Raw genomic sequence first — 21,785 nt, forward strand, 5'->3', positions numbered from 1 at the left:
TTATTACAATAAAAAGTACAATTAAAAATTCAATTGCCAGAATTGGACAGCACATCAAATACGTACGGTTTGATATAATCAAGCCTATTGTTTTGAGGGTGACAATGCGTTTTCCCACGATCGAATAAAACGTTTTTTCTTCGACTGGTCCAGATACACCATCAAGGCAGGCCCTAATGGAATGGGATGAAAGTTAATGGTCTGTTTAATTGACAGTAATCTATCCGTCAAAGGATCAAGGCTCGGGTATAAGGCAATCAACTCACTTTTATCCGCCATCACCTGTTGCCCATGTTTAGAAATAAGGTAATGCACAAAAGAGCGAGCGTTTTCAACATGCTTCGCCGCCTTGCTGATATACGCTACCCGACTGACCACTAAGGTATAATCTTCAGGGATCACGACACCAATTCTTGGATCATGTTTTGCTCTCGCCAGGGAGTAAGAGCCAAGCATGTTATAGCCAAGTACAAGCTTATTACTGGCAATATCATCCAATATCTGCGATGTACAGCAGTACACTTGCGTAATCGTTCTGCCAAGGCTTTCCTGCAAACGCCCACTAATGCTTGACGCCACTTCATCTTGTGTGGCAATCAGATAGCCCAAAGCCGAGCGTCGCACATCATAAGACCCGACTTTATGAGTGTAAAAAGCATCATTACTGCGCATAGAAAGCGCAAGAGATTCATGGGTACGAGGGATGGTTTTCCCTTTAAAAGCCTGTTTGTTATACACAAAGACAATGGGTTCATAGGTAAAACCAACGGCCTCGTTACGCCACTTGGCCCAATCAGGCAAAGCCTCTAACGCGGAATCTTTAATCGGCTGAGCATAGCCATCATTGACCAGACGAACTTGCAAATCCATTGAAGAGCTGATCACCACATCTGGCTGCTGGTCTAAGGACAGTTTTTTAATAGTCTGATAGAGCTGTAGTGTATTAAACTCATGGTAATTCACCTGAACATCAGGGTGACGCGCTCGATAATCATCTAACAACGGCTTAATCGCCCGCAGGTCAGTGGCACTGTATATATCAAGTGCATTTGAGTTGCTTTTAGGGGCAGCAAACAAAGCAGATGAAAACACAATCCATAAGCCTATAAAGTAGTATCGCATTAGCTTTCCCCTACTCTTAACTGGACGCGGGCTCTTAAGCCGCCTAATGGACTGTCTTCTAGAAAAAAACGTCCTTCGTGGGATTCCACAACACTGCTAACAATCGCCAACCCTAAACCAGACCCTTCTTTGCGTGTGGTTAATCGCTTAAAGCGCTGCACGGCTTGTTCTCGTTGCGTTTGTGGAATCCCCGGTCCCTGATCATCAATGATGACATTCACATGGCCCGCCTCTTGCGTAAGACTCACGTCAATTTGGTTTTTCGCTGGACCATAGACAAGGGAATTCTCTAGCAAATTCCTAAACGCTTCTTTCAGCGCAATCCAATCCCCTTGAACCGAGCCTATCCTCCCATCACAATGATAAGAAAACTCAATCTCAGTATGGGCATAATCTCGAACACATTCCGTTAACAGCTGCTTGACCAAAGACTCCATGTTCACATCCTCAACTATTCTGGTATCACCGCGATGCACCACCATGGCATGGGAAAGTAGTTGATTCGTTAAGCGGGTAAGACGTAGATGCTCCTCTCGAATTCGACCAAGATGAGCTGGCAGCTGACTCAGATCTTGGCTTTGGCTGGCGATGTCTAACTGGGCTTGTGTCGCGCTTTGTACTGTACGGATTTGATGGCTTGCATCAGCAATAAAGGTTTTCATCCCGTCTAGATTTGACGCCAGTCTAGTTTGATATTCATTGATGGCATCCACTAATGGTGCCACCTCCTGTATTGACGTTTTGTCTAACGGGGTTTCTGAGAAAGACGTTTGTGTAAAAAGCGACTTTGATATGGTGCTGAGTGGCTCTAATGCGCGATTAATCGACCACCATAAGACAAACAAAACCAACAGCATAATGCCCAATAGGGTAGCCAAGCTACGGACTAAAATATCATTTCTCATTTGATCTCGGGCGTTGAGGGTTTGCCCTAGATACACACTCACCCACCCCGATACTTCAGGTTCTGACAGCCATTTACGCTGCATTACCACTCTAATGTGTTCAGATAAATAATTGGCGTCATAGAATAGTGTCCGCTCTTTACCAAGTGATTGATTGGGCAAAGGAAAATTTTCATAACCTGTGATGAAGTTACCTTGCGGTCCTTGCACACGATAAAACACCTTATCCTCACTGCTGAGTTGCATCATTTCAAATGATGCGTAAGGAATGTCTATATCGACATTGGCCCCAGTGACATGCACCCCTTCCAACATTGATAAACTGGCACTTCTTAACAGACGATCATAGGAGTAATTCGCCGCTTGCTTGGCATAGTGCCAAGCCCCAATGCTCAGCAAAACAAAAACGATCAACAGCAAAAGTGCGCTACGTACCAACATACGTCGACGCAAGGAGTAGCTTGTACTAATCATCGACATGGGCGAGATAACCGAGGCCACGAATGGTTTTGATGATGAGAGAAGAGTTAGCCAGTTGTTTTCTTAAACGAGTCAACGTTTGCTCAATTGCATTGGGCGTATAGGCCTCGTTGAAATCATAAAGTCGGTTAGATATATCGTCTTTGGTTAACACTCGATCTAGATTTTTCAAAAACAATTCAAGCAACTGTCTCTCTCGCTGGCGTAACTCCAAAAGGCGACCATTCACTTTGGCCGAGTGCGTCGCCAAATCGTAAACCAAATTTCCACATAGAATATCGTTACTGGCTTTACCTCTTTCACGACGGTATAGAGCCCGACAGCGGGCGGCTAATTCGCGAAAATCAAACGGTTTCGCCAAATAATCATCCGCACCAAAATCCAATGCACTGACACGATCGTCTATTTCTGTGCGCGCCGTTAATACCAATACCGGAATGCGATTACCGTTTGCTCGTAAACTTTGTAGCAGTTGAAACCCACTGGCCCCGGGCAAATTAATGTCGAGGATCAATAAGTCAAACGACTCTAACGAGACACTGCTTCTCGCCTTCTCTACCGAGTTTACCCAGTCCAAGGGGTGGCCTTCATTATGGAAATACACTTGGATAGATTGGGCAAGACTATCGCTGTCTTCAATTAACAGCATCCGCATAACGATATCCTTAATAAATGACACATTATTATACCATGTCAGGAAGATGTCAGCTTTATGGTGTACTTTTTAAAAATATGTTCTCAAAGAGACATACAACAAAAACAATAATGCTAAACCGGAGACACTCTATGAAAGCACGTATCGCCACATTATTACTAGCGAGCGGATTGACACTTGCCTCAGCAGCCCACGCATTCGAACCCAATAAACCCAGCTGTATTGCCCCAGCCAAGCCTGGCGGTGGCTTTGATCTAACCTGTCGTATTCTGTCTACAGGCTTTGCCAAAGCTGGAATCACCAAAATACCAATGGCCGTAACCTTTATGCCTGGGGGCGTTGGTGCAGTTGCCTATAACTACATCAACGCAACGAACCCCGATGATCCCAATAAATTGGTCGCTTTTAGCTCTGGTTCATTACTGAATATTGCCCAAGGCAAATTTGGCCGCAACTTAGATGAAAATGATGCACGTTGGGTCGGCACCGCTGGTGTGGATTATGGTGCCATTATGGTTCGCGCTGATGCGCCTTGGAATACACTGGGCGAATTGGTAGATGCCATTAAAAAAGACCCAAGTAAATTCGTCCTTGGTGCAGGGGGAGGTGTTGGCAGCCAAGACTGGATGAAAGCTGCCATTCTGATGAAGTCCTCAGGTGTTGACCCTAAGAAAATGCGTTACGTCGCGTACGAAGGGGGTGGTGAAGCATTGGCCGCCCTTTTAGGTGGGCATATTAAGGTCTACCCAGGTGATGTTGGCGAAATGAAAGGCTTGGTGGAATCAGGCAAGGTAAAAGTCTTGGCGATCATGTCACCTGAACGCCTCAAAGGTGAATTTTCGAACTACCCAACGGCCATAGAGCAAGGCTATGATGCAGAATGGACCATTATTCGTGGTTATTACTTAGGGCCTAAAGTATCCGATGAAGCCTATAACTACTGGTCCGATCAATTTCAGAAAGCCTACAACGACCCTGCCTTCGAGAAAACAGTAGTCGATCAAAACCTCGTTCCTTTCAACATGTCAGGTAAAACACTAGATAGTTACATTAAAGAACGTGTTGGTTATATGCGTGGCTTAGCCAAAGAAGCAGGCTTAATTAACTAGTGAATTGAGGCGATAACATGCTATATGACCGCATTTTTGCGGGTGCATTTTTGGTACTGTCTGGGCTGATTGCCTGGACAGCTTACCATTTTAATGTCCCGTTTCAGTATGAACCCTTGGGGCCAAAAGCCTTTCCCCTTATTTTATCCGGCATTGCAGCACTATGCTGTGTTTGGCTGTTTATCAAGCCGAGTCAAAATACTTGGCACCCTACCAAAGAAGTATGGGTAAAAATCCTTTCAGGGTTAGGCATTATGGTGCTTTACGCTGCACTGTTTGAAAAAGCAGGATTTATTATTTCAACCACACTTGTTGGCACCATTTTTAGCTGGTTGTTTGGTGAAAAGCTCCTTAAAGCCTTCTTGTACGCCCTCGTTCTCAGTCCTATTAGCTATTTTTTATTAGCAGACTTAATGCAACTTAATGTCCCTGTCGGCATTCTATTCGGAGAGTAATGATGGACGTTTTCCATTACTTAGCACTCGGGTTTTCTGTTGCCCTCACCCCACTCAACTTAGGGTTAGTATTAGCTGGCTGTTTCATCGGTACCCTAATCGGCTCACTACCGGGAATTGGCCCCATCAATGGCGTGGCCATTTTATTACCTTTAGCCTATTCCGTTGGATTGCCGCCTGAATCGGCGCTGATTCTTCTCGCTGGTGTGTATTACGGTGCAGAATACGGCGGCCGTATTTCCAGTATACTACTCAACGTTCCTGGAGATGCCGGAGCCATTATGACCACTTTAGATGGCTACCCGATGGCCAAACGAGGAGAAGGGGGACGAGCGCTGGCACTCTCTGCAGTTTCCTCATTCTTTGGTAGCATGGGCGCGCTGCTTCTTATGGTGATTTTTGCCCCATTACTGAGTAAATTAGCCATTCAATTTGGTCCATCAGAGTATGTATGGTTGATGATTTTCGCCTTTACCTGTTTGGCGACGATGGTCGGTAAACGCCCCATCAAAACCATAGTTGGTGTGGTCATCGGCTTATTACTAGCGACCGTGGGCATCGACTCTGGCACGGGTATTTTGCGCTTTACCATGGGCATCCCCAATTTGTTTGATGGGGTCGACTTTTTGGTTGTTGTGATTGGTATGTTTGCCATTAGTGAAGTGTTAATACTGTTAGAAAGCTGGGCTCGCAATGATTTAAAACTCACGCCTGTTGGCAAAAGCTTTGTCTCTTTTGCCGACCTAATGGCCGTGAAATGGGTCATATTCCGCTCCACGATTTCTGGTTTTCTCATCGGCGTACTGCCTGGTACCGGCGCCTCCATTGCTAGTGCCGTGGCTTACGGAACAGAGAAACGTTTTGCCGAAGGCAAAGAAGAACACTTCGGACAAGGTGATATTCGTGGCCTAGCGGCACCAGAAGCCGCCAATAATGCCTCGGCAGCAGGCTCTATGGTGCCGATGTTAACATTGGGAATTCCAGGCAGCGGCACAACGGCTATTTTACTGGGCGCCCTATTGATGTTCAACATCACCCCAGGTCCTCTGTTGTTTGAACAACAACCTAATATTGCCTGGGGACTCATTGCGTCTATGTTTATTGGTAACATCGCCTTATTGGTGATGAATTTACCACTCATTGGTTTGTTCGTTCGTCTGCTTTCGATTAAACAATCTTACCTTGTACCCGTGATTGTGATGTTAACCTTTGTCGGTATCTACTCCATTCACGGTGACACCTTTGATCTGTTTTTTATGATTGTGCTAGGCGTTTTTGCCTTCATCTTACGTAAATTAGGGTTTTCATTGGCGCCTGTGATTCTTGGGCTCGTACTAGGTAAAGTCTTAGAGGAAAACCTTCGACGGGCTCTTTCTATCAGTGGGGGGGATTGGTTTATTTTATTCGATGGTGCCATTACTTATGTGTTGGCCATTGCCACCGTATTAGCTATTGTCCTTCCGAAAGTCATGAAGTTAAGAAAAAAATAACCCTTCTTCCTTCTGCACCAGTTCAAGCTATTGCAAAAAATGCTCCATTAGATACATCAATCTAATGGAGCGTTTTAATAGAGTATAGCTTTCTAATACTGAGTGGCCGTTTTCCATCGCTTATAATGTGTGCGGCCTATTCCTTGTCAGTAGATTAATAGTGTGCTTTATAGTCCCACGACATACGCTGTCCGGTTTCCGACGATTGCTCCGCAAGACACAAACCATAGATTAATTGACAGGCCTGATCCATAGACACTGGAGCACTTCCTTTCCCTAGAATAGCCTCTCTTAGCTGCGCATAGAAGGCACTATAATCCCCATGGACTGAGGATTCTGCGATGACTTCAATATCATCTTGTGAGTGCGCTAAAAAGCACGTCAGCGTCTGTTTTGGCGCTTGAGAGGGAAATCCTTCATGCCATGGCATTTGTCCTGATCGTAACGCTGGCTCTTGTGGATCTAACCCAACACATTGCCAACTACCTTGAGTAAATCGACCATTAAAGCGACGCATCTCTCCGGCCTCATAGGGTGTCGCCCCCAAGCGAATACGTTTACCAGGATAACCTAATTCAATTTCAAACCAGTCATGGGTTTTACCATTCTCTCGTAGGGTATCAATACTAGCATGCAGCCATTTTGGCTCTCCGAACAACGCGAGCATTTGATCTAACAAATGAGACCCTAAATCCCATAACACCCCTGTCGCTGGGCCAGGCTGTTCTCGCCAACGATCTTGTACCACAGGGCGAAAACGGTCAAAGCGCGAATCCAAGTGCTTCAGCTCGCCTATTTCACCACTGTCTATTAACGCTTTTAAACGTTGGAAATCTCCATCAAAACGGCGATTTTGATACACGCAAAACACCACACCCTGTTGTTTTGCAACGCGACACAGATACTCTATTTGTTGAATACTGGTGACGGATGGCTTCTCCAATAAAACATGCTTACCGCTTTCTAAAGCCAGCTTGGCTTGTTCAAAGTGCAATTTATCGGGCGTGGTAATTACCACCAAGTCAATGCTCGGTGTATGGCACATTTCCGTGACCGATTGTAAGACGACAGCATTCGGCAACACGGCATGAACCGCCTCTACTTTAGAGCTGCATACATGAGTCATTTCCATATGCGGGTCATTCATCACAAAAGGGGTATGAAATACTTGTCCGGATAGACCAAAACCAATTAAACCAACCTTGATTGTCATAAAACCCCACTCCTCATCATCTATAAGTTCATAGATAAATAATAGTTTGAACTCAAACCATTTTGCAAGTTTTAACGGCAACTCAAAGGAACCCCCAAGAAAGCACGATAAAAAAACCGCTTCAACACTTCTTTTTAGCGCGCTTGCTCTTGGGTAAAATGGTCACTTAAAGCTTGCGACCGAGCTGTTTTTCCACCTGTCGCTTTTCCCATTCAGGACCAAAGCACTTAATCACGTTAAACACGCGTAAACCATGAAAAGCCAAGCCGACTCCCCACCCAAGCATGGGCCATACCGCCCAAATATAGGAGGGATGAGTAAACAGATTGATGGCGAACAATACAGGAATGATTAAACAATACTGAGTGAGGTGTATATAAAAACCTTTCATTTTCTGTACTCGATGAAATGCTAACCGTTCCTCTAAACTAATAGTATGAGCGGATTTTTCCTCTCTATCTTGTGTGGTCATATCGGTATCTCCTTGCAGGTCTGTAATAGGAAGTTCAAAAACAGCTGCTAAAGATTTCAACGATTCAAGCCCTGGATTTTGACCCTTTTCGATGCGTTGAATCGTTCTGATACTTAATCCACTCAGTTGAGAAAGCTGGTCTTGCGACCAGCCCCTTTGCAGTCTAAGTTTTTTTACAATCATTTTTATTATCCCTACATGCTGTTTTTTTAAGGAACTCTTAGCCTACTGAAAACGACATGGGTGCGTGACGACATATCCCCGACACCAATATGACATTATCTAAAAATCAATAACTTACAAACAAGAAGAGTTATTTATACAAGGCTATTATAAGACCTCTAACTTCGCAAAGGACAGCACCAACCACTTGCTACCTTCATCATCAAAATTAACCTGTACTCGGGCTTGTGGCCCTTGTCCTTCATAGTTAATCACTAAGCCTTCACCAAACACAGGGTGCTTAACACGATCGCCCATATTGACGTTCACTTCTGGGGCTTTAAAGTTGTTCAAAACCGTGCTGTTTTGCAGGCGAGCTTTTTCTGTTTGATAATCGGGTCGCTGCATGGAGACTGGACGACTGACTTGTGAACGCAGGCGTACCTCCTCTAAGCACTGTGGCGGGATTTCTTTAATAAAGCGTGACGGACTATTAAAAGATTCGCTACCGAACAAACGACGGGATTCCGCGTAAGTTATGTAAAGTTTCTTCATAGCACGGGTGATACCCACATAGCAAAGGCGTCGCTCTTCTTCAAGACGTCCAGGCTCTTCAAACGACATTTTGCTGGGGAACAAGTTTTCCTCCACGCCCGTTAAAAAGACCAATGGAAATTCCAGTCCTTTCGCAGAATGCAGTGTCATTAATTGAACCGCATCTTGGTACTCATCCGCTTGCGCATCACCAGCATCCAATACTGCTTGATCAAGGAAAGCCATCAGTGGCGAGCTAAAGGCCTCGTCTTCAGGGTTCCAACTAAATCCTCCGGCGGCGCCAATCAACTCTTTTAAGTTCTCGACTCGCGCCTCGCCCTTCTCTCCCTTCTCTTTTTCATGGAAAGGAATCAGACCTGCATCGTTAATAATTTGCTCAAAGATGTCACCCAAGCTTAAATCCGGCTGCTGAACAGTGGTCATCAGATCATCAATAATTTGTTGAAAGCCTTTAATAGCATTGGTCGCTCTTGCCGGCATAATGGCTTGATCAACAATAAGTTGGGCCGCTTGCCACATGGAGCAGCCTTGATCCCGTGCCATTTCCCGCAGTGTACTGATACTGCGCTCGCCAATACCACGAGGTGGCACATTAATCACCCGCTCCATGGCACCATCGTCATTGGGATCCAGCGCCAAGCGGGCATAAGCCAAGGCATTTTTAATCTCTAAACGGTCATAGAATCTGTGCCCACCATAAATTCGATAAGCAATCTGTTCCCTAACTAAGCATTCCTCAATCACCCGAGACTGGGCATTAGAACGATATAAAATCGCTGTCTCTTTCAATGCGGCACCTTCATCACGCCACTTTTTGATAATGCCGATAATAAACCGAGCCTCATCCTGCTCGTTAAACCCCGCGTAGAGGGAAATCGGCTCACCATCACCACTGTCTGTCCAGAGCTCTTTACCTAAACGATCATCGTTGTTTTTAATCAAACCGTTAGCCGCATTCAGTATGTGGCCAGTAGAACGATAGTTTTGCTCTAAGCGAATGGTTTGAACGTCTTTAAAGTGCTTAGTAAAGTTATGAATGTTTTCAATTTTCGCTCCACGCCAACCATAGATAGACTGATCATCATCCCCCACGGCAGTAATTGTTCCCTGCTCGCCCACCATAACGCGTAGCCAAGCATATTGAATGGTGTTGGTATCTTGAAACTCGTCCACCAAGACATGACGAAAACGCTCTTGATAATGGCGCAACAAAGGCGGATTAGTGAGCATCAGCTCGTGAGCACGCAATAGCAACTCACCAAAATCCAACATCCCCAAACGTTCGCAGGCCTCCTCATAATGGTAATACAGCTCTCGCATACCTTTAGAGAAAGGGTCATGACTATCAGGCACATGGGCAGCACGACGGCCCTCATCTTTCTGCCCATTGATGAACCAACACACTTGCTTAGGTGGCCAGCGCGTATCATCGATGTTCATCTCTCGCATAATGCGTTTTACCAAGCGCAGCTGGTCATCGCTGTCCATAATCTGGAAGTTTTCTTTGAGCCCCGCATCACGCCAATGGGCGCGCAACAGACGATGAGCCAGACCATGGAATGTTCCCACCCACATACCTTGGGGAGGAACACCCACCAGTTCTTCAATTCGCCCTTGCATTTCACGTGCGGCTTTATTGGTAAACGTCACCGCCATAATGCTATAGGGCGACAGTTGGTAGGCGTGCATCAACCAAGCGATACGATGCACCAAAACCCGTGTTTTGCCGGACCCCGCTCCCGCTAGCACAAGGCTATTTTGCAATGGCGCGGCCACTGCATCACGCTGTTTATCATTTAACGAGTCGAGGATAAAAGAAACATCCATTGCATTCCGCCGTATTAATTTAATGTGTTTGTCATAAAAACGCGTTAAAAAGAGGTTGATTTTTGATCGATATGCGTTTTTTATAAACCTGAAACAAGTTGTCTGTCTATTTTGACTTTTTTCATCCATTGATGACAGTGATCAATCACATTGAGTGTCATCGAGATTAGCCAGAAGGGTATAACAATGAGTAATTTTTCTGAAACCTTGACTGAAGTAAAAACCGACATTCTTCATGCTTCTATCAGTTTGGAGAATGAAAAAAAAGAACGCAACCAAAAGGAAGACAGCGTCCGTATGCTCAAAGCACGCCGTGCTATCGAGAAACACCTTGAGGAAAAACGCTTGAACCACGCCATCTCGAATGGCTGGGATGAATAGCACACTCAGAAACCAAAACACACACTTATATACTGACTATCAAGAGTATATAAGAGCAAACGATTGTTATTAGGCGCTAACCGCCTTACGTGTTGTTGTGCGCCTTTTTAACGACTCTACTCAGTCTCAACATGGAGCATGGCAGTCTTTTGTCCAACAAAAAGTCCCTTTTCATTAACATAAATCAACATAACCTCCCAATTTTCCATAGGACCATTCCTCGTCTTCTTATAGCGGTTACTTCCTCGTTGGAGTACCATATGCAACTGGAATATGATCTTTTTCTACTCACTATATAATAAGAGACCTCTGAACGAAGACAGGAGTCAAGCCAAGACACGGCAAAAATAGATCAAAATGATAAGGTTACCGTTTATAAATCAGTACTTTATGTCTATTTTTTACTATATATTGGTCAACCCAGCCGTCGAGCAAACGTCTCAATAAGTAAAATAACCCTTTTGGGGAGTCACTATGTTTGAACACATCCAAGCTGCGCCATCCGATCCCATTCTCGGCCTGAATGACGCTTTCCGCAACGATCCAAACCCCAAGAAAATCAATTTAGGTGTTGGCGTGTACAAGGACGAGCAAGGTACAACGCCTATTTTAAAATCCGTTAAGCAAGCTGAAGAACGCTTGTTGAACCAAGAAACCAGTAAGAGCTATCTCAGCATCGAAGGGTCTCAAGCTTACCGAGAGGCCGTACAAACGCTTTTATTTGGTGAAGACACTCAAATCATTAGCAAACAACTGGCCCAAACCGCCCAAACCCCTGGTGGTACTGGCGCGCTTCGTGTGGCTGCTGAATTTATTCGTAAACATCTGCCCAATGCGACTATTTGGGTCAGTAACCCAACTTGGGCAAACCATCAAGCAGTATTCCAATCCGTTAACTTAGAAGTAGGCAGTTACGCTTATTACGATGTGGATACTAAATCCTTGGACTTTGAATCCATGTTAGCCGGTTTATCTCAAGTTCCCGCTGGCGATGTTGTCCTCTTTCACGGTTGCTGCCATAACCCAACAGGAATCGACCCCACACCAGAGCAGTGGTATCAATTAGCGAAGCTGTGTAGCAAACAAGGCTTTTTGCCATTATTTGACTTTGCTTACCAAGGCTTTGGAGCAGGGCTTGAAGAAGATGCGCAAGGTTTACGTACCTTCTTGAATCACGTACCGGAAATGTTAATTGCCAATTCCTTTTCCAAAAACTTCGGCTTGTACAATGAACGAGTCGGTGCCTTGACCATTGTGAGCGATAATGCGGATCAAGCGCTAGCCGCTTTTACACAAATCAAGCGTGCCGTTCGTACTAACTACTCCAACCCACCATCTCACGGTTCAGCCATTGTTGCTGAAATTTTAAACTCAAAAGAGCTACGCAGCCTGTGGGAAATGGAGCTAAAAAGCATGCGTTCTCGTATCCACGAAATGCGCAGTCTCTTTGTGAATACGCTACGAGCTAAAGGGGTTAATCAAGATTTCTCCTTTATCTCCAAACAAAACGGCATGTTCTCGTTTTCTGGTTTGAACCCAGAGCAGGTATCACGTCTACGCAAAGAGTTTTCTATCTACATAGTGGGCTCTGGCCGCATCAATGTGGCAGGCATGACTCATGAGAATATGGAGCCCCTTTGTGAGGCCATTGCAGCGGTTCTCAAAGAGGAATAGGTAGCAGGCTAAAACCTTGAACAGATCATATAAGCCACCGAGACGCAGACGCTGTTTCGGTGGCTTTTCTTTTTGAAAAAAATTTATTATGTAGGCTGCACACAAACTCTAATCTTCATAATAAAAACACATGGCGAAAACCTGTTCTCTTTCCTCAGAGATTGGTAGCCTTAGACCCTGTTTTGTTTACATATTTAACGCAATTACGGCGGAGCCTACTATGACGGCCACTTTACTTTACTGTTATGACCCTATGTGTAGCTGGTGTTGGGGGTTTCGTCCAACATGGAACAAGCTACAAAAAGCCTTACAACCACTGATCGATGAGAAAAAATTGACGATACAATCCATGCTAGGTGGGTTAGCTGTTGACTCCGAAAAGCCAATGCCTGAGGAAATGAAAGCCAAATTGGAAAATACTTGGCAACGAATCCAAACCGACTTAGGCACCAACTTTAACTTTGACTTTTGGCGAGTCAACCAACCACGTCGCTCCACTTATCCTGCATGCCGAGCCTGCCTAGTTGCTAGGGACGCCGGATCGGAAGACGAGATGTACCATGCCATTCAACAAGCCTATTATCTTCAGGCGAAAAATCCGTCCAATATGGAGACACTGGTTGAGTGTGCGGAGCACATCGGCTTAAAAGCGGAAGGTTTTCTTAAAGCCATGGAGCATATCAAGTCAGAAGGCCTATTAGAAAAAGAAATCGACCAAGCAAGACAACTTGGTTTAAATTCCTTTCCGTCGCTAGCCGTTTTAAAAGGCGATCAACTCACCTCCATCCCTTTGGATTATCAAGACCCTCTAACCATGTTAACGGCCATTAAAAAAGCGCTGTCATAGCGCTTTTTTACCATAGTGAACGACATTCTCTTCCATCAGCAATGAGTCTTATTCCTTACTTTAAAAACATTTTATATACGCAATTGATAAAAAACGCATAAAATAAGCAGATTATTATTTGATAGCACCATTGACGTATTCAATGTCAGCAGGTTAATAGGAAAACACTCCGCCCTATGAAGAGTCCCCATACAGATTTGCCTCGTTCTAGCATCAGCCTAAGCGTTTATATCAAGAATGGTTTTAGAACAAAGCGCAGCACCTCAAGCTTTATTATTATAGCGGCCTTGTTAAATGCCATACTTTACAACTGGCCCCTGCTGTCTTTTTCCATCAACAACCTTGATGGTTTGACTCTCAATGGCTTACATACCATCTTCACGGTATTTGTCGTTATTTATTTGGAAACAGCACTCGCTCTTTATCTGCTGTTCTTGATATCAAGGCGACTTGGAAAAAACCTTTGCGTGATACTGGCGTTAGCCAACTCATTAGCCGTGTATTTTGTCGTGACCTATAACGTCATTTTAGGCACCTCAATGATGGGCAATGTGTTTAATACCAAGTTTTCTGAAGCATCTCCCTTTTTAAGTGGCAAGATGTTCATCTATTTTGTGGTATTGGGCATGATTCCTGCCTGGCTCATCATTCGAACATCGGTGCTAAAAACCCCTAGATTACGCTTATTTCTCCACCTTATCCTTACCCTCTTTATCAGTGTCACTTGGGTTTGGTTTTCGGGTAGTACATGGCTGTGGGTGGACAAACATGCCAAACAACTGGGGGGCATAACCATGCCCTGGTCTTATGTGGGAAACTCTATTCGTTTTCAAATCCAAAAAGACGAAGAGAATGTCGAACAAACACCACTCCCCAACGCGACCTTCCGTTCGAATAAAAAAACGGTCGTCGTGCTAGTCATTGGCGAGTCTGCCCGGGCAGAAGATTTTTCCCTGTACGGTTATCAAAGGCAAACGAATCCATTACTCAGTAATTCCGATGTTATTACCCTAAAAAATGCGACCTCTTGTGCGACCTACACCACCGCTTCAGTGAAATGTATCCTGTCGTACACCAACACAAGTCACCTCTTTGGAAAGAACTTCGAGCCTTTGCCCAGTTACTTACAACGTCAAGGCATCGATGTGTTTTGGCGCAGTCACAACTGGGGCGAGCCACCACTGAAAATAGCCAGTTATATAAACGCCAAAGACTTAGAAAAAAACTGTGAAGGCGATGAATGTAATTACGATGGTGTCCTGTTAAGTCATTTAGCCGAGCAAATCAAAGCATCGAAAAAGCAAAAGATCTTTGTTGTTTTACACCAAAGCGGCAGCCACGGGCCCACTTATTACCTCAAATACCCAAAAGCATTTGAAGTGTTTAAACCGGTCTGCCGTTCCGTTGAACTGAGCAATTGTACTCATCAAGAATTAGTCAACGCTTACGATAATACCATCTTATACAACGACCATTTTTTGGATCAATTACGAACCATTTTGAAGGGTCTTGATACCGCGAGTGCGTTTCTGTATGTGTCAGATCATGGGGAATCTCTGGGAGAGGATGGTATCTATTTGCATGGCACCCCTTACTCCATTGCGCCAAAGCAGCAATATACCATTCCTTTCTTGGTTTGGATGTCACAAGACTTTATCAAGCAGCAGCATATTTCTGTCGATAAGCTAAAAGCCAGAGCAAAAACAACTCAAGACAATGTCTTTCATAGTGTGATGGGGGCATTTGATATGAGAAGCCCTATTTATAATAAAGACTTAGATATATTTGCTAAGGCAAAAACACCCTAGTTTAGCCAACAACTAGCCCCCCTTAGTTTAGTAACACCACCAGACAAGTCAGGCTTGTCTGGTGGGTAGACGTTGCTTTCCCCTTTTAAAGAGCCTGTTCAAGAGCTTGAATCACTTTCTCCACCTCATCCGCCTGAGTGTAGTGAACAAATGATAAACGCACTACGCCTGTATTTGGATCCACCTTCATCGCTTCTAACAAACGCACCGCATAGAAGTGCCCAGCACCGCAAATAATGCCTTGATCAACCAATTTCTGGGCCAGCGCTTGAGGTGTTTGACCAACGGGAATAACCGACACGGTAGCGGCTCTTTTATCAGGGTCGAGCGGCCCTACCAACGCCAGCTTAGGATGTTGTGATACATAACTAAGCAAACGGGCCAATAGAGCGTGCTCGTGAGCGTGCAGCAAGTCTCTTACCCGCTGAGCTTTTTCTGGAAGGGTACCCGTTGTCGAAAAATGATGATCATGAAGTGCTTCAAAATAATCAACAACACCACGGCTTGCCGCTACTTGAGCATGATCTGGCCCCGCAGGTACAAACCATTTATTTTTGAAGGCTGAGTTAAAATAATGGCCTTGATTCCCTAGCTTTTCAGCCACCTCAGGGCGGATTACCATGGCGCCAAGATGGGGACCAAAGGTTTTATAAAGAGAGAACAAATAAATATCGGCGCCCAACGTGCTAACATCAGGTAAGCCATGACCCGCATAGGACACTCCATCGACGACCGTCCAAACTCCCGCTTCTCTGGCTTGGTCGCAAATGGCTTTGACCGGATTAATATGAGCGACCACATTAGAGCAATGGGTAAAGGCTAACAGCTTCGTCCGCTCCGACAATAAATCAGGCAAATCGGCCATATCCAATAACCCTGTGTCTGGATCCACTTGCCATTCTTTAATCACCAAGCCATGGGCCTCTAGCCTCCGCCATACTCCGATGTTCGCTTCATGATCTTGGTTGGTGACAATGATTTCATCCCCTTCGTCCAGTATCTTAGCGAACGCTTGAGCCAACACATAAGTATTTTGTGACGTCGAAGGCCCTAAGTGCAACTCATCGGTTGCCACGTTGAGAAAGGCCGCTAAACGCTGATAGGTCTCATCCATTTGTGCGCCCGCTTTTTGCGACACAGGATGCAGATGATAGGGCTGTAATTTAGTCTGCCGATAATATTGATTAAGGTGATCAACTACAGCTTGGCAAGCGTAAGAGCCACCTGCATTGTCAAAAAATGCCTGCCCAGCCAATGAAGGCTCTTGAAACGCAGGAAACTGAGCGCGAACAAATTCCAAATCTAACGACGGCATATCACTTCTCTCCATATGAAACGCTTAACTTGCCCTTAAAAAAAGCAAGAGACCAGACTCAGAGTATAAAGAATAAGCCACACAAGTTGTTTGCTATTTAACCAAAACTTCCCTAATGTAATACAAGATTCTTGTGTGAATAGAATAAAATATGAAAGAAATTATCTTAGATCGAACAGACTACAACATAATCAAAGCATTGGAACAAAATGGCCGTATCAGCAATACACAACTTGCTCAGACCATAAATTTATCGCAATCACAATGCTTAAGACGACTACGTCAATTAGAAGAAATGGACATTATTAGCGGTTACCAAGCCCATATAAACTACCAAAAATTGGGCTATAGTGTGATGGCTTGGACACTCGTCACCGTCAGCAAAGAAGAGCCGAATGCCCGAGACGATGTCATGGCATTTTTACAGCAACAAAACGCCGCCATTGGTGTGTACGGCGTCACGGGCGATGTGGACTTAATGGTAGAAATTTGCGCGAAAGACATGACCCAATTCACCGATTTAGTGGTGAAGCAGATCTATGCTCATGCCAATGTGATCAGTACCAAATCTTATATTCGCTTAGACACCGCCAAACAAAACAGCAGCCCTCTAGGACGCCCTTAAAGCCGATAAATGGTTAGAGACCTTTGCACGATGTCACGAGCGACGCCAAGACGCGGCAAAAACAGACGAGAAAGCGGAGTTTATAGCGATAAATAAGCATTTTGAGTCTGTTTTTAACAAAGTATTGTCAAGCGCAGTAGTCGTGCAAAAGTCTCGGTTAGCCAAAGTCATGGTTAATCAGATCTAACATGGGGTTATACAACGGGTCTTTCGACGCATCTCGGCGTACTTTTTGTGGTGTTTTTTCGGTATTCCCTTCTTGGTCATCGGCCGGAAGAGTGGGGGTCTTTTCCGTCTGCTCGTGGTTTGTAGAGGTGTCGTCTGGCGCCAACTCAACCCCCGTTTCTTCCATCATCACTTCCAAAAGCCCTTCTGACTCAACAGGCGCTAGCGCTTCAATCTCGGGAGAGACGCTTTCAGCACTGTCTGATTCAATGGTATTTGATTCGCAGACATCTGAATCGACTTCTGCTTGATGATCTATTACGGCTTCTTCGTCCTTTTCTTCTAGATCAGAATCATCGACTAGGACATTTGCTTGTTCTTTAACCGATTCTTCGATAGTCGTTTCTTCACTTATCTCCTTATCAAGAGACGTCACGGTCTTAAGAGACAAGCGCTCGGCAAGTTTTTTCGCTAAAGGCTCAACATCGTCCAAGGTGGTATTGATAGCTAACCAATGATTGGCATCTGGCTCATGGCTCACTAACTCCCCCGGTACAATGGCATGACGAAAGCTTGCCAATAAAGCCGTCATATCATCTTGACTCAACGGTGTCTCCAAACGTAACCACAGCCCCATGCCCCCTTTACTGGGCGCAAAACAGGCTTGATCATTTAGATGGGTCTCAAGATGCGCCTTAATTCGTTCTGAATTCGCCCAAACTTGTCGTGCTCGACGTCGTAAAGAACGTTTACCCGTGGATTCTAAAGCATCACTCAGCGCCTGTTGCTGAACATTACTTAACGCCATATCCGCTGATAAAAATCCCCCTTCCAACAGAGTGCTATGGCGACCTAGCAGGCACCAACTGGCGGATCGATCCACCCCTTTGGTTTCTACCCCTCCGATATAGACAATGTGGTCCGATGAATCGAGGGATTTATACGTCATGACTGATCCCGCACGGTGAGCCAAATGAGAACACAAATCCCATTCAATGGTGGGTAATTGCAGTTCATCAATAATGGCTAACCATCGACGCAAACTTAAATTACTGATGCTCTGCCCTGCAGGAAAGGCAAACTGACTAGGCAGCACCAATAACTTGATGTCCTCTTCTTTAAAACAGCGAATTACAAGATCCAAATCGACACCCCGCTCTCCCGCCGCAATGCTGATCACCTTGCGGCCCAAGCTTTGTAGCATAGAAGGAAGGCGCGGGTCACAGGGTGTGATCATCAATACGGCATCCTCTCGCTGCGTTAGTGACAACACCGTATTCGAAAACATCGCCAAAGGAGAACGTCCTAACCACAATTGTGAGGCATGGCTTTTGATACCCAGCCCTTTAAGATAAGTACTTACCGCCTCTCTTACCGCTAGGTGACCTTTACCCAATACCGGAAAATCCACCTCTTCCGTACGAGTGTTAGGGGCTAAAAACGCATCACTTTGATCGACCAAAGCTCCACGATGGGCCAGACAAGACCAAGCCATTTTGGGGCCAAGCTTATCCAGCTTTCGCAGCGCCTCCCCAGGCATTAATAAGGCCGGCTTCGCTTCACTTCGATGACAAACAAAATACCCTGATTTCGGCCGTGACTCGATCCAACCGTCCTCAGCTAATAACTCATAGCCATGGATAATGGTATTCAAACTTAGTTTTAATTGCTTCGATAACGCTCGCAAAGACGGCATACGGTCGCCAGGTGATAGCACATCCTGTGACATTTGATCCAAAAACCAATCCACTACCCCTTTATATAAAAAATCCGCCACCGCTTTGTACCTTCTCTGTGTATTTGTTTATCATCTGTTATCAAAGAGTAAGCGGGATTGAGAAAAAGGCAAGCAAAACGGCGTTTTTTCTCAGCAGCTAAGACGCTATGATTAGCTTTCAAGCATTTAAACACATTGGGTATATCACCCTTTACGATAACGAACGACAAACAGTAGACCCTTTATGGCTTTTGATCCCCATTCCCTGCGTCAAGACTTTCCTATTTTGTCACAACAGGCTTATGACCACCCACTGGTGTATCTTGATAACGCAGCGACCACACAAAAACCATTGAGCGTACTGGATGCCATTCAGGATTACTATCGCTCATTCAATGCGAACGTCCATCGGGGAGCGCATTATTTAAGTGACAATGCCACCACGCGTTTTGAACAAGCGCGTGATACTGTCGCTCGCTTTATAAATGCACCAGAGCAAAGCCACATCATCTGGAGTAAAGGCACCACAGAAGCCATCAATATGGTGGCCTACGGTCTTGAACATCTGCTCGAAAAAGGCGATGAAATTCTTATTACCAGCTTAGAACACCACGCCAACCTCGTCCCTTGGCAGCAATTGGCCTTTCGTACAGGCGCCCGTTTACGAATTTTACCTTTAACATCGCAAGGCGAATGGGAAGACGAATACGCAAGCTATTTTACCGATCGCACACGCATTTTTGCGACCACTCAAGTGTCTAATGCCATCGGTGTTCACACCCCCTTGCAAGCAATGTTAACGCAGGCTAAGCAGCACAACGCCTTTACCTTGGTTGATGGTGCCCAAGCCGTTGCGCATTATCCCATTGATGTACAAGCACTAGACTGCGACTTCTATGTGTTCTCTGGTCACAAAATGTATGGGCCAACTGGCATTGGGGTGTTATATGGGAAGTCTCATGCCCTAGAAGTATTAATTCCCTATCAAACGGGAGGGGAAATGGTGCAACATGTAACCTATCAATCAACACAATTCAATACACTCCCTTATCGATTGGAAGCCGGAACCCCTCACATTGAAGGTGCCATAGGACTGGCTGCCGCTTGTGAGTTTCTCACTCAACAAGATCGCCATGCCTTGCTTGCTTGGGAGCAATCTCTGGCCCATCGCGTTTACACCCGCCTCCATAAAGAAAGCCACGTAGCTATTTATTCTCCAGAAAAACACACGACTCTAGTCTCGTTAAGTGTGCCCAATATCCATACTTTAGATTTAAATGCCTATCTAGATAGCCAAGGCATCGCCGTACGTGCAGGTAGCCACTGTGCCCATCCACTTATGTCACAATTAGGTGTGGCAGGAACGCTACGCGCCTCCTTTGCCTGTTACAATACCCTAGAAGAAGCAGACCGCTTCTGTGATGTTCTCCTAGAAGCCATAGACTTACTAACTGATGAATAGCAATGACTGACTTACCTCCCTACAACAGCATAAAACAGCAGCTGCAGGCCTGCCGCAGTAAAGAAGAAACCTTCAAAGCCTTGGTCGCCCTGAGTAAACGTTTAACCCGCTTAACCGCTGAAGAGAAAACCGAAGAGAATAGAGTAAAAGGCTGCGAAAGTGCCGTCTGGCTGATTATTGATAACAAGGATGATACCTACTCTATCAAAGCAGACAGCGACGCCAAACTTATGCGCGGCGTACTGGTAGCGATACTGAGTTTAGTGCAAGGAAAAACGAAAACGGAAAGGCAAAAAATGGATTTGAAAGATGAACTGGAATCGCTGAACTTAGGTAGCTATCTTACTCAATCAAGGGCGAATGGGATATTAGCGATAATAGAAAAAATCAAGAAATGAGCGCCATCCTAGCGCTATCACGTAAAATGATATACCTTCCGATAGTGTTTTTTTCTCAGCTTCAATGCCCCAAAGACAATCACTAGTCCGATAGGAAAGCACCCAAAGGAGCCTGCTATCATCAAGTACATGCCCAATATTTTTTTGGGGGTATAAAGAAGAGCGGCACCAATAAAGGCTACGAAAAGCAGCAACAGCATGATCCAAGAAACCACATTAGGCACCATATAATATGGTGCCGAAGAAGCCCAAAAAACATACCCAGTTATCAGTGAATTTAGACACAGCCCCATCCAAATGATCCACATAACCTTCCTCCATAATGTCCAGATGGCTAAAAAGCCAAAAACTGAATGTCATTATGAAAACAATAATACAGCGCAGGAGTGAGACTATGGCTATAATAATTGTAACATTTTGTTACAATTATTTAAAAATAAGTCACTATAAAGTTCTGATATAAAAACTCTGTTCTATAGACACGGGGACTAACTGTTATATTATGACTTTCATTATGCATAATACAGTGGGAATAGAGGTAAGACTCAGTAAAAACTGATTAGAGTAGCCGATACAGTAGCAATGAATTTCTTTCTACTAGCACCTTTATGAATCCACTAACCAAATGAAAAATAAAGAAAAAATAGGATTTCTCTGTAACATTTTTATCACTCCAGCCAAGACAAAAACTCTGCTAGAAACGTATAAAATCAATCGCCTTGTGTACAAAATAACTAATTGAAATGTAAAACAGTAATTTTCTATTCAAACTCATGTAGATAAAATGACTATTCCAAATAAATTTTACCATCAAAGCAATATTGTATGTAATTAAAATATTTTGTGTAAAAAATAAGACTGGTAATAAAAAGTAAACAAACCCTTTTTTCCTATTCAAAAGATAGGAAAGATTAATCGTTATATAGTAAACATTATCAATTAAATAGA

General features: G+C 44.6%; 18 protein-coding genes. 10 read left to right on the forward strand and 8 right to left on the reverse strand.

Annotated features, from left to right (window positions below; all coding sequences use genetic code 11):
* Positions 1 to 84: 84 nt before the first annotated feature.
* From MSP8886_RS00675 to MSP8886_RS00685, 3 genes are read right to left on the reverse strand one after another with little or no spacing between them, the layout of a single operon-like run.
* Positions 85 to 1,122 carry an ABC transporter substrate-binding protein gene (locus MSP8886_RS00675; RefSeq protein ID WP_067011689.1) on the reverse strand — a complete coding sequence of 346 codons (1,038 nt, stop codon included), beginning with the start codon at positions 1,120 to 1,122 and terminating at the stop codon, positions 85 to 87.
* Complete coding sequence (locus tag MSP8886_RS00680; protein WP_067011690.1) at positions 1,122 to 2,507, reverse strand: sensor histidine kinase; 1,386 nt, start codon at positions 2,505 to 2,507, stop codon at positions 1,122 to 1,124. Before MSP8886_RS00680 ends, MSP8886_RS00675 begins: the two co-directional genes overlap by 1 nt.
* The gene (locus MSP8886_RS00685) at positions 2,494 to 3,162 is read right to left on the reverse strand and encodes a response regulator transcription factor (protein WP_067011692.1); all 669 of its coding nucleotides are present in this window, start codon (positions 3,160 to 3,162) and stop codon (positions 2,494 to 2,496) included. Before MSP8886_RS00685 ends, MSP8886_RS00680 begins: the two co-directional genes overlap by 14 nt.
* A gap of 131 nt (positions 3,163 to 3,293) precedes the next feature.
* Here MSP8886_RS00685 and MSP8886_RS00690 point away from each other — a divergent pair, with 131 nt between their 5' ends.
* Genes MSP8886_RS00690 through MSP8886_RS00700 form a run of 3 tightly spaced genes read left to right on the forward strand, consistent with a single transcriptional unit; the run spans position 3,294 to position 6,216 of the window.
* The gene (locus tag MSP8886_RS00690) at positions 3,294 to 4,271 is read left to right on the forward strand and encodes a Bug family tripartite tricarboxylate transporter substrate binding protein (protein WP_067011694.1); all 978 of its coding nucleotides are present in this window, start codon (positions 3,294 to 3,296) and stop codon (positions 4,269 to 4,271) included.
* 17 nt (positions 4,272 to 4,288) lie between these two features.
* Entirely contained in the window at positions 4,289 to 4,726 is a 438-nt protein-coding gene (locus MSP8886_RS00695) for a tripartite tricarboxylate transporter TctB family protein (RefSeq protein WP_067011696.1), read from the forward strand.
* A 2-nt stretch (positions 4,727 to 4,728) separates the two neighbouring features.
* Positions 4,729 to 6,216 carry a tripartite tricarboxylate transporter permease gene (locus tag MSP8886_RS00700; protein ID WP_067011698.1) on the forward strand — a complete coding sequence of 496 codons (1,488 nt, stop codon included), beginning with the start codon at positions 4,729 to 4,731 and terminating at the stop codon, positions 6,214 to 6,216.
* A 154-nt stretch (positions 6,217 to 6,370) separates the two neighbouring features.
* Here the strand turns inward: MSP8886_RS00700 and MSP8886_RS00705 are convergent, their stop codons facing one another.
* From MSP8886_RS00705 to uvrD, 3 genes are all read right to left on the reverse strand, one after another.
* On the reverse strand, positions 6,371 to 7,429 hold the full coding sequence (locus MSP8886_RS00705) for a Gfo/Idh/MocA family oxidoreductase (RefSeq protein ID WP_067011700.1): 1,059 nt from the start codon (positions 7,427 to 7,429) through the stop codon (positions 6,371 to 6,373).
* 166 nt (positions 7,430 to 7,595) lie between these two features.
* Positions 7,596 to 8,084 carry a helix-turn-helix domain-containing protein gene (locus MSP8886_RS00710; RefSeq protein ID WP_067011701.1) on the reverse strand — a complete coding sequence of 163 codons (489 nt, stop codon included), beginning with the start codon at positions 8,082 to 8,084 and terminating at the stop codon, positions 7,596 to 7,598.
* Between the two features lie 147 nt (positions 8,085 to 8,231).
* Positions 8,232 to 10,445, reverse strand: a complete 2,214-nt coding sequence (gene uvrD, locus MSP8886_RS00715) for a DNA helicase II (protein WP_067011703.1) — start codon at positions 10,443 to 10,445, stop codon at positions 8,232 to 8,234.
* Between the two features lie 186 nt (positions 10,446 to 10,631).
* On the opposite strand from uvrD, the gene MSP8886_RS00720 reads away from it, so the two are divergent.
* The 4 genes from MSP8886_RS00720 to eptA all read left to right on the forward strand — a co-directional run bounded on the left by MSP8886_RS00720 (position 10,632) and on the right by eptA (position 15,155).
* Positions 10,632 to 10,826 (forward strand): PA3496 family putative envelope integrity protein, encoded by a 195-nt coding sequence (locus MSP8886_RS00720; RefSeq protein ID WP_067011705.1) that lies wholly within the window; start codon positions 10,632 to 10,634, stop codon positions 10,824 to 10,826.
* A gap of 474 nt (positions 10,827 to 11,300) precedes the next feature.
* Positions 11,301 to 12,500, forward strand: coding sequence for an amino acid aminotransferase (locus tag MSP8886_RS00725; protein ID WP_067011707.1), 1,200 nt, complete (start codon positions 11,301 to 11,303; stop codon positions 12,498 to 12,500).
* A 220-nt stretch (positions 12,501 to 12,720) separates the two neighbouring features.
* The gene (locus tag MSP8886_RS00730) at positions 12,721 to 13,347 is read left to right on the forward strand and encodes a DsbA family protein (RefSeq protein ID WP_067011709.1); all 627 of its coding nucleotides are present in this window, start codon (positions 12,721 to 12,723) and stop codon (positions 13,345 to 13,347) included.
* 176 nt (positions 13,348 to 13,523) lie between these two features.
* Positions 13,524 to 15,155, forward strand: a complete 1,632-nt coding sequence (gene eptA, locus MSP8886_RS00735; protein WP_083200699.1) for a phosphoethanolamine--lipid A transferase EptA — start codon at positions 13,524 to 13,526, stop codon at positions 15,153 to 15,155.
* An 85-nt stretch (positions 15,156 to 15,240) separates the two neighbouring features.
* On the opposite strand, the gene MSP8886_RS00740 is transcribed toward eptA, so the two are convergent.
* Entirely contained in the window at positions 15,241 to 16,470 is a 1,230-nt protein-coding gene (locus MSP8886_RS00740; protein ID WP_067011711.1) for an aminotransferase class V-fold PLP-dependent enzyme, read from the reverse strand.
* Between the two features lie 151 nt (positions 16,471 to 16,621).
* Between MSP8886_RS00740 and MSP8886_RS00745 the strand changes: the two genes are divergently transcribed.
* Positions 16,622 to 17,095: an Lrp/AsnC family transcriptional regulator gene (locus MSP8886_RS00745; protein WP_067011713.1), complete on the forward strand. Its 474-nt coding sequence runs from the start codon at positions 16,622 to 16,624 to the stop codon at positions 17,093 to 17,095.
* Between the two features lie 157 nt (positions 17,096 to 17,252).
* On the opposite strand, the gene MSP8886_RS00750 is transcribed toward MSP8886_RS00745, so the two are convergent.
* On the reverse strand, positions 17,253 to 19,037 hold the full coding sequence (locus MSP8886_RS00750) for a GntR family transcriptional regulator (RefSeq protein WP_067011715.1): 1,785 nt from the start codon (positions 19,035 to 19,037) through the stop codon (positions 17,253 to 17,255).
* Between the two features lie 184 nt (positions 19,038 to 19,221).
* On the opposite strand from MSP8886_RS00750, the gene MSP8886_RS00755 reads away from it, so the two are divergent.
* Positions 19,222 to 20,439, forward strand: a complete 1,218-nt coding sequence (locus tag MSP8886_RS00755; RefSeq protein WP_067011717.1) for an aminotransferase class V-fold PLP-dependent enzyme — start codon at positions 19,222 to 19,224, stop codon at positions 20,437 to 20,439.
* Between the two features lie 2 nt (positions 20,440 to 20,441).
* Positions 20,442 to 20,837 carry a SufE family protein gene (locus tag MSP8886_RS00760; RefSeq protein ID WP_067011719.1) on the forward strand — a complete coding sequence of 132 codons (396 nt, stop codon included), beginning with the start codon at positions 20,442 to 20,444 and terminating at the stop codon, positions 20,835 to 20,837.
* The last annotated feature ends 948 nt before the right edge of the window (positions 20,838 to 21,785 follow it).

Source organism: Marinomonas spartinae, assembly GCF_900089775.1.
Lineage (GTDB): Bacteria > Pseudomonadota > Gammaproteobacteria > Pseudomonadales > Marinomonadaceae > Marinomonas > Marinomonas spartinae.